This is a genomic window from Hafnia alvei (assembly GCF_900095695.1).
Taxonomy (GTDB): domain Bacteria; phylum Pseudomonadota; class Gammaproteobacteria; order Enterobacterales; family Enterobacteriaceae; genus Hafnia; species Hafnia alvei_B.
The window spans coordinates 1-7,447 of record NZ_FMIQ01000013.1 but is presented as its reverse complement, the minus strand read 5'-3'; the positions used below and the strand labels follow the sequence as shown (position 1 = coordinate 7,447).

General features: G+C 54.0%; 7 protein-coding genes. 6 read left to right on the top strand and 1 reads right to left on the bottom strand.

Translation table 11 applies throughout. From position 1 onward, the window contains the following. The coding region (gene fliE, locus BN1044_RS04660) for a flagellar hook-basal body complex protein FliE (protein ID WP_072307754.1) at positions 1-294 on the bottom strand (294 nt) is incomplete at its 3' end. Between the two features lie 296 nt (positions 295-590). Here fliE and fliF point away from each other — a divergent pair. The 6 genes from fliF (at position 591) to BN1044_RS04630 (ending at position 7,286) form a co-directional block, all read left to right on the top strand. Beyond that, entirely contained in the window at positions 591-2,315 is a 1,725-nt protein-coding gene (gene fliF / locus BN1044_RS04655; RefSeq protein ID WP_072307753.1) for a flagellar basal-body MS-ring/collar protein FliF, read from the top strand. After that, on the top strand, positions 2,312-3,304 hold the full coding sequence (fliG, locus tag BN1044_RS04650) for a flagellar motor switch protein FliG (RefSeq protein ID WP_025796729.1): 993 nt from the start codon (positions 2,312-2,314) through the stop codon (positions 3,302-3,304). The genes fliF and fliG overlap by 4 nt, the downstream gene beginning before the upstream one ends. Beyond that, positions 3,297-4,058, top strand: a complete 762-nt coding sequence (fliH, locus tag BN1044_RS04645) for a flagellar assembly protein FliH (protein ID WP_072307752.1) — start codon at positions 3,297-3,299, stop codon at positions 4,056-4,058. The genes fliG and fliH overlap by 8 nt, the downstream gene beginning before the upstream one ends. After that, positions 4,055-5,416 carry a flagellar protein export ATPase FliI gene (gene fliI, locus BN1044_RS04640; protein WP_072307751.1) on the top strand — a complete coding sequence of 454 codons (1,362 nt, stop codon included), beginning with the start codon at positions 4,055-4,057 and terminating at the stop codon, positions 5,414-5,416. Before fliH ends, fliI begins: the two co-directional genes overlap by 4 nt. A gap of 65 nt (positions 5,417-5,481) precedes the next feature. Continuing rightward, positions 5,482-5,922, top strand: a complete 441-nt coding sequence (gene fliJ, locus BN1044_RS04635) for a flagellar export protein FliJ (RefSeq protein ID WP_072307750.1) — start codon at positions 5,482-5,484, stop codon at positions 5,920-5,922. Next, positions 5,919-7,286, top strand: a complete 1,368-nt coding sequence (locus tag BN1044_RS04630; RefSeq protein WP_072307749.1) for a flagellar hook-length control protein FliK — start codon at positions 5,919-5,921, stop codon at positions 7,284-7,286. The genes fliJ and BN1044_RS04630 overlap by 4 nt, the downstream gene beginning before the upstream one ends. Positions 7,287-7,447: the final 161 nt, after the last annotated feature.

Below are 7,447 nucleotides of genomic sequence, written 5' to 3'. Positions count from 1 at the left end.
ATCTTGATAGGCTGCAACTAAGCGGTTGCGCACCTGAATCCCCATCTGCAGCGAGATCCCTGATTTTTGCAAATCAACCATAACGTCGTTTAACGCTACGCCCGGTACGCCCATTTCAAAATTTTGCGCCTGAATCTTGGCATTATTTTGTGTATCACTAATACGATTCACTGCGGCTTTAAGTTCAGCGGCAAATGCCCCCTGTGGAGCCTCACTATTTTGGCTACGGTTTGCGGCTGAGACTGCCGTCGCCTGAAGCTGCTGAAGTACGCCTTCAATTCCCACTATCGCCACTGCTGATACCCTCTTTGTCTGTGTTTACCAAATGGCTTTTACCCATAAGGCATCACCCTAACATAGAGATCAAAGAGTAAAGCCGCTAAATAGACGCAAAAATAGGGCCTTATTCTCCCATCAAATTCCCTCACTCCGCAGAATAATACCCTGCCTACTTTTGTAAGCCGCAGACCTTCCAAGAAAAGGCTCTGATTGAATACATTTCGCTGATAGCGCGTCAGGGAGTTCGTTTTGCAAGATATCAATTTATCCCGGGATTTTTTCCCGGCTCAACTGAAAGACAAGGTAAGCACATGAACGCTTCAGCCAACGGTAGCGCTGGCACCACAGCAAAAAGCGGGGATGGCGGTTTCGCTAGCATAGTGAATCGCCTGCGTGCTAACCCCAAAATTCCACTGCTCATTGCCGGTGCAATTGCTATCGCCGTTATTGCAGTACTGGCTCTGTGGGCTAAATCACCTGATTATCGGGTACTTTATAGCAACATCAGCGATCGGGACGGCGGTGCCATTGTCACCCAGCTCACCCAGATGAACATTCCCTATCGCTTCACGGATAATGGCACCGCGCTGTTAATTCCGGCGGAAAAAGTCCATGAAACGCGCCTGCGCCTCGCGCAGCAAGGTCTGCCGAAAGGGGGAGCCGTCGGGTTTGAGCTTCTGGATCAAGAAAAATTTGGCATCAGCCAGTTCAGTGAACAAATCAACTATCAACGTGCGCTGGAAGGCGAACTTTCTCGCACCATCGAAACATTAGGCCCCGTTCAGACGGCCCGCGTCCATTTAGCACTACCAAAACCGTCACTCTTTGTTCGAGAACAAAAGCAGCCCTCAGCTTCCGTTACCTTAAATCTGCAACCAGGCCGCGCTCTAGATGAAGGGCAAATCAACGCTATTGTCTATATGGTATCCAGCAGCGTTGCAGGCTTACCCGCGGGGAATGTCACCGTTGTCGATCAAGGTGGACACCTGCTGACACAGTCAGACGGCACGGGGCGCGATCTCAACGCCACTCAGTTAAAATATGCTAATGAAGTCGAAAGCCGAATTCAGCGCCGCATCGAGGCCATCTTGCAGCCGATGGTCGGCAACGGCAACGTGCATGCACAGGTCACCGCGCAGATTGATAATGCGGTTCGTGAGCAGACCGACGAAGAGTACAAGCCGAATCAGGGTGCCAATCAGGCGGCGGTGCGTAGCCAACAGCTGAGCGACAGCTCTCAGTCCGGTGGCCAACTCTCTGGCGGCGTTCCTGGCGCATTGACCAATCAACCGGCACCACCGCCAACGGGAAATATCACCAATCCTCCGCAGGCGGGCACAAATGCAAACGGTGCCAATGCGGCAAACGCCCAGCGCCCTGCTTCCACCATTGACACCAACGGTCGCCGGAGTAGCTCCTCATCCAATGCACGCCGCGATGAAACCATCAACTATGAAGTCGATCGTACCATCCGTCATACCCAGCAAAAAGCGGGCAATGTCGATCGTCTGTCGGTGGCCGTCGTCGTTAACTATGCTACCAACGCCAGCGGCAAAAGCATTCCGTTAACGCCACAGCAAATCGAGCAGGTCACGTCGCTGGTTCGCGAAGCCATGGGCTTCTCGGCAACGCGCGGCGACACGTTAAACGTAGTCAATACGCCATTTACCGCCGATGTTGAAGACAGCAGCGATGTGCCATTCTGGCAACAAGCAAGCTTCTTTGATCTGTTGATGACGTTGGGCCGCTACCTGTTGGTACTGATTGTCGCCTTCATTCTGTGGCGCAAACTGGTCAAACCGCTGTTGAACAAACAGCTGGCTAATGCGCAGACGGCCCGTCGGGTTGAGCCTACGCCAATTGTCACCACGCCGGTTCAACCAACCAAACCAAGTAATGAAGAAGTGCAGAATCGTCGTAAAACACAGCAGCGTGCCACCGCGGAACAGCAGGCACAGCGTGTCCGTGATATGGCTGAGCAAGACCCTCGCGTGGTTGCGCTGGTCATTCGCCAATGGATGAGTAACGAGCAATGACCATGACCCCAACTGAAAAAAGCGCCATTTTATTAATGACCATCGGTGAAGACCGTGCGGCGGAGGTGTTTAAACACCTCTCTACTCGCGAGGTGCAGCATCTCAGTACCACGATGGCGACCATGAGTCAGGTTTCTCACCAGCAGTTAGGCGAAGTGCTCAACGAGTTTCAAGACGAAGCCGAACAGTACGAGGCGCTCAGCGTCAACGCCAGCGACTATCTACGGTCGGTATTGGTTAAAGCGCTAGGTGAAGAGCGCGCCTCCAGCCTATTGGAAGACATTCTCGAATCACGCGAAACCGCCAGCGGCATTGAAACGCTCAACTTTATGGAGCCGCAGGCCGCCGCCGATATTATTCGCGATGAACATCCGCAGATCATCGCCACTATTTTGGTACATCTAAAACGTGCTCAGGCCGCCGATATTCTGGCTCAGTTTGACGAACGCCAGCGCAATGACGTGGTACTGCGTATCGCAACCTTCGGTGGCGTTCAGCCAACGGCGTTACAAGAACTGACCGAAGTGCTTAACGGTCTGCTAGATGGTCAAAACCTCAAACGCAGCAAAATGGGCGGTATCCGCACGGCGGCTGAGATTATCAACCTGATGAAAACCCAACAGGAAGAGTCGGTTATTGAAGCCATGCGTATCTACGACGGTGAACTGGCGCAGAAAATTATCGACGAAATGTTCCTGTTCGAAAATCTGGTCGACGTCGACGATCGCAGCATTCAGCGCATCTTGCAGGAAGTGGAGTCCGAATCTCTGCTTATCGCCCTCAAAGGTGCCGACGAAGCGCTGCGTGAGAAGTTTATGCGCAATATGTCGCAACGTGCGGCCGATATTCTGCGCGACGATCTCTCCACGCGCGGACCCGTTCGTCTATCGCTGGTAGAAAGCGAACAAAAAGCCATTCTGCTGATCGTTCGTCGATTAGCCGAAAGTGGCGAAGTAGTGATCGGCGGCGGCGAGGATGCTTATGTCTAATCCTCCAAACCCGAAAGACGGATTCCGTAAAGCGGTCTTCCCCAAAGCCACGATTGAAGAAACCAATCAGCAATGGCAGCGCTGGGAGATGCGTGACTTTTCAGCGCCGCGTAAGCCCAAAATGCCTGCGTTCAAAATGGACCCACTGCCCCCTGCAGCGGAGTCCACCCCCGCAGTTATTGCACAGGCTGAGCTGGAACAGCTACGCGAAGATGCCCAAATGCAGGGCTATCAACACGGATTGCAACAAGGCGAAAAACAGGGCTACGACACCGGCTTCCAACAAGGTCTCAACGAAGGCCGCTCTCAAGGATTGCAGCAGGCGCAAACTGAGCAACAGCCTATACTTGACCATTGGCGACAGCTTGCCCAAGAGTTCCAACATTCATTGCAGGCCATGGACAATGTGATTGCCGCACGCCTGATGCAGATGGCGTTGACCGCCGCTAAGCAAATCATCGGTCAGTCGCCGGTGTGCGATGCCAGCGCGGTGCTACAGCAAATTCAGCATTTAATTAATCAAGAACCGCTGTTTAACGGCAATTTACAGCTACGCGTCAATCCGCAAGATTTGCCGGTTATTCAGCAACAGCTCGGCGTACAGTTAGAACAGCAAGGCTGGCGTTTACTTGCCGATACCCAGCTCCACCGCGGCGGCTGCAAAATCAGCGCCGAGGGCGGCGAACTTGACGCCAGTATTGCTACCCGCTGGCAAGAATTGTGCAAACTGGCTGCGCCGGAGTTGCCATTATGACCCAACGCCTTAACACGTGGTTGCGCACCTTAGACGCGTTTGAAAAACGCATTCCGCAGATCCCCACAGCGCGGCGCTATGGTCGTTTAACCCGAGCGACAGGGCTGGTTCTCGAGGCCAGCGGTTTACAGTTGCCCATTGGCGCAACGTGCCTGATTGAGCGGTATGACGGCGTGAAAATTCAGCAGGTTGAAGCCGAAGTCGTTGGCTTTAATGGGCAACAACTGTTTCTCATGCCGTTAGAGGAAGTTGATGGCATTGTGCCTGGCGCACGCGTTTGCTCCCAAAGCGGCGGTTTACAGTCGGGCGGGAAACAACTTCCGCTTGGCCCCATGTTGCTGGGACGCGTACTCGACGGCGGCGCTAAACCCCTCGATGGGCTGCCGCCGCCGGAAGAGGCCGATCTCGGTGGGCTCACCACGCTGCCTTTTAACCCTTTGCAGCGTACGCCGATCGTTGACGTCCTCGACGTAGGCGTTCGCGCCATCAATGCGCTGCTGACCGTGGGACGTGGGCAGCGTATGGGGCTTTTTGCCGGTTCCGGCGTGGGTAAAAGCGTACTGCTCGGCATGATGGCACGTTATACGCAGGCCGATGTGATCGTCGTGGGGTTGATTGGTGAACGTGGTCGTGAAGTGAAAGACTTTATCGAGAATATTTTGGGCGACGAAGGCCGTAAGCGTTCGGTGGTTATCGCCGCGCCGGCCGACGTGTCTCCCCTGCTGCGTATGCAGGGCGCTTCTTACGCCACACGTATTGCCGAAGACTTTCGCGATCGCGGCCAGCATGTGTTGCTGATCATGGATTCCCTCACCCGCTATGCCATGGCGCAGCGTGAAATCGCACTGGCTATCGGTGAACCGCCAGCGACCAAAGGTTATCCGCCGTCGGTATTTGCCAAACTACCGGCGCTGGTTGAACGTGCGGGTAATGGCACTCACGGAGGCGGTTCGATCACCGCGTTTTACACGGTACTTACCGAGGGTGACGATCAACAAGACCCTATCGCCGACTCAGCGCGGGCAATTTTGGATGGGCACATCGTTCTGTCACGCCGTTTAGCCGAGGCTGGACACTATCCGGCCATCGATATTGAAGCATCGATCAGCCGGGCCATGACGTCGCTTATCAGCGATGACCACTACGCCCGTGTCAGACGCTTTAAACAGCTACTTTCAAGCTATCAGCGCAACCGCGATCTCATCAGCGTAGGCGCTTATGCCAAAGGCTCCGATCCGCTATTGGATCAGGCCATTACACTTTATCCGCATTTGGAAGCGTTTTTGCAACAAGGGATCTTCGAGCGCAGCGGCTATGCCGATGCCTGCTCAAGTCTTCAGGCTTTGTTCCCCGCATAGGGCACTAAATAGGCATCTCTGCACGCTGAATTCGTTCAGTACACGCGCAGAGGTAGGAGGTAAAGATGTCTTCACCCATGGGCATGCTACGTGACCTTGCACAGCAAGATGTTGATGATGCCACCACCGCACTAGGCAAGTCTCAGCAAGCGTTTTTACATGCAGAACAGCAGCTTACTATGCTGCTCAATTACCAAGATGAATACCGTCAGCGTCTCAATCAAGGGATGAGCGGTGGGATGGATGCGTCCAGTTGGCGTAACTATCAGCAGTTTATTCGCACCTTGGATCAGGCAATTGATCAGCATCGCCTACAGTTAAATCAATGCAATGTCAGACTCGCAACCGCCACGCGCTGCTGGCAGGAAAAACAGCAACGCCTAAATGCGTTTTGCACGCTCCACGAGCGCCAAGAGCATCAGCTAAAGATGCAGCTCAATAAACAAGATCAAAAACGGATGGATGAGTACGCCCAGCGTGCCGCCATGAGGAGAGAAAAATCATGACGTCCCCACTGCTCGCTGTTGCGATGACGAATCCTACAGCAGCCAATGAGAGTGCCCCGTCGGCTAAATCAGCGAAGAAAGCGGCTGCACCTTTCTCTAACGTGCTGTCTCAAGCACACTCACAGAGCAAAGAGAATCGAGCGCCACACGCGACAACCACTAAATCAGGTTCCGGTTTAGCCGAAAAAGCAGACCTTAAAACGTTGCAGGCGGCGCTGGCCAAAACATTACAAAATCAGTCCGCTAAGGGCGAAGATACGCAGAAATTATTGGGTCAACTGGCGACGCTGGATCCAAAACAGCAGCAAAAACTACTGGCATCACTCAGCGCCTCTCTCGCAGATAAAAAAACGGCGGACAAAGACGATCATCTACAAACGTTGACGGAAACGGTCGCAGACAAAGGCACTGAACAAGCGGGACAAGCCGCCATCAGCGCCTTGTTTGCTATGCTGCCCGATGCACTGCCAAAAGTTGCCGCGTCTGACACCGCAGACAGCGCTGAAATCAACATGGCGCTGAATACCACTGCATCCGAGCGCGCAGATCCTCTTATGAACCTGCTGACAGGCGAAGATAAAAAAGAGGCCAAACTGGATCTTGGAACCTTATTAAAATCTGATAAGCCAAGCGCCGACGCAGATAGTCAGCAATTAGACCTCTCCTTAGCGGCGGTGCCGAGTAAAAAGAGCGATCCTTCAGTGCTCAAATCGAGCGTTGAAACCAGCGCGACCCCGTTAAACACCGCCGAGATCCCGCTGAAACTTGCCCCTCAACTCGAGGATGCTCGCCTACCGCGCAGCGATCTCAATCTTTCGCAGCAGCCTACGCATACGCTAAGCCAAGCGATGCACAATATTGCCGTGAGTAGCCCCGTTGTAGCACCGCAAACAACCGCGGTCCCAGCCGCACCGATGCCAACGCCGGTGCTTAATGCGCAGTTAGGCAGCAGCGAATGGCAGCAGGCATTAGGCCAGCAAATCTTGATGTTTAATCGCAGCGGCCAGCACAGCGCCGAACTGCGGCTGCATCCACAGGATTTAGGATCGCTGCAAATCAGCCTACGCATCGATGACAACCAAGCGCAGCTGCACATGGCATCGGGGCATAGTCAGGTACGCGCCGCGCTGGAAGCCGCCCTCCCCCAACTGCGCACCGCGCTGGCGGATAGCGGTATTCAGCTAGGACAAAGCAGCGTGGGCAGCGAAGCCCAACCGCAATGGAGCGGTGGCCAGCAAAACGCCTCCGACCGACAGGCCACTTCCGGTGGATTTAGTGTGGATGGGAATAATGACGATAGAATCGTTACTGCTAGCGTTTCGGCTAAGTCGGTGAGAGTTGGGGGAGTGGATATTAGTGTTTAAATTTCATTTAATTAGATTGAGTAGAGTTGCGATGTAAGATTTCGTACGCTTTTAAGCTCCGAGTTACTCTTCAGTATGGTGCCAGCGTCCGAGCAAGGCGGCTCAATCGCCGCCGCCTTGCATCCCGGCTTGGCACCGTTTTTCAGCCTGCTTCGCCGGTG

What these genes read in the sequence shown, in the direction of transcription:
- fliF (WP_072307753.1), top strand. Translation starts at nt 591, where the DNA reads ATGAACGCTTCAGCCAACGGTAGCGCTGGCACCACAGCAAAAAGCGGG.
- fliG (WP_025796729.1), top strand. Translation starts at nt 2,312, where the DNA reads ATGACCATGACCCCAACTGAAAAAAGCGCCATTTTATTAATGACCATC.
- fliH (WP_072307752.1), top strand. Translation starts at nt 3,297, where the DNA reads ATGTCTAATCCTCCAAACCCGAAAGACGGATTCCGTAAAGCGGTCTTC.
- fliI (WP_072307751.1), top strand. Translation starts at nt 4,055, where the DNA reads ATGACCCAACGCCTTAACACGTGGTTGCGCACCTTAGACGCGTTTGAA.
- fliJ (WP_072307750.1), top strand. Translation starts at nt 5,482, where the DNA reads ATGTCTTCACCCATGGGCATGCTACGTGACCTTGCACAGCAAGATGTT.
- BN1044_RS04630 (WP_072307749.1), top strand. Translation starts at nt 5,919, where the DNA reads ATGACGTCCCCACTGCTCGCTGTTGCGATGACGAATCCTACAGCAGCC.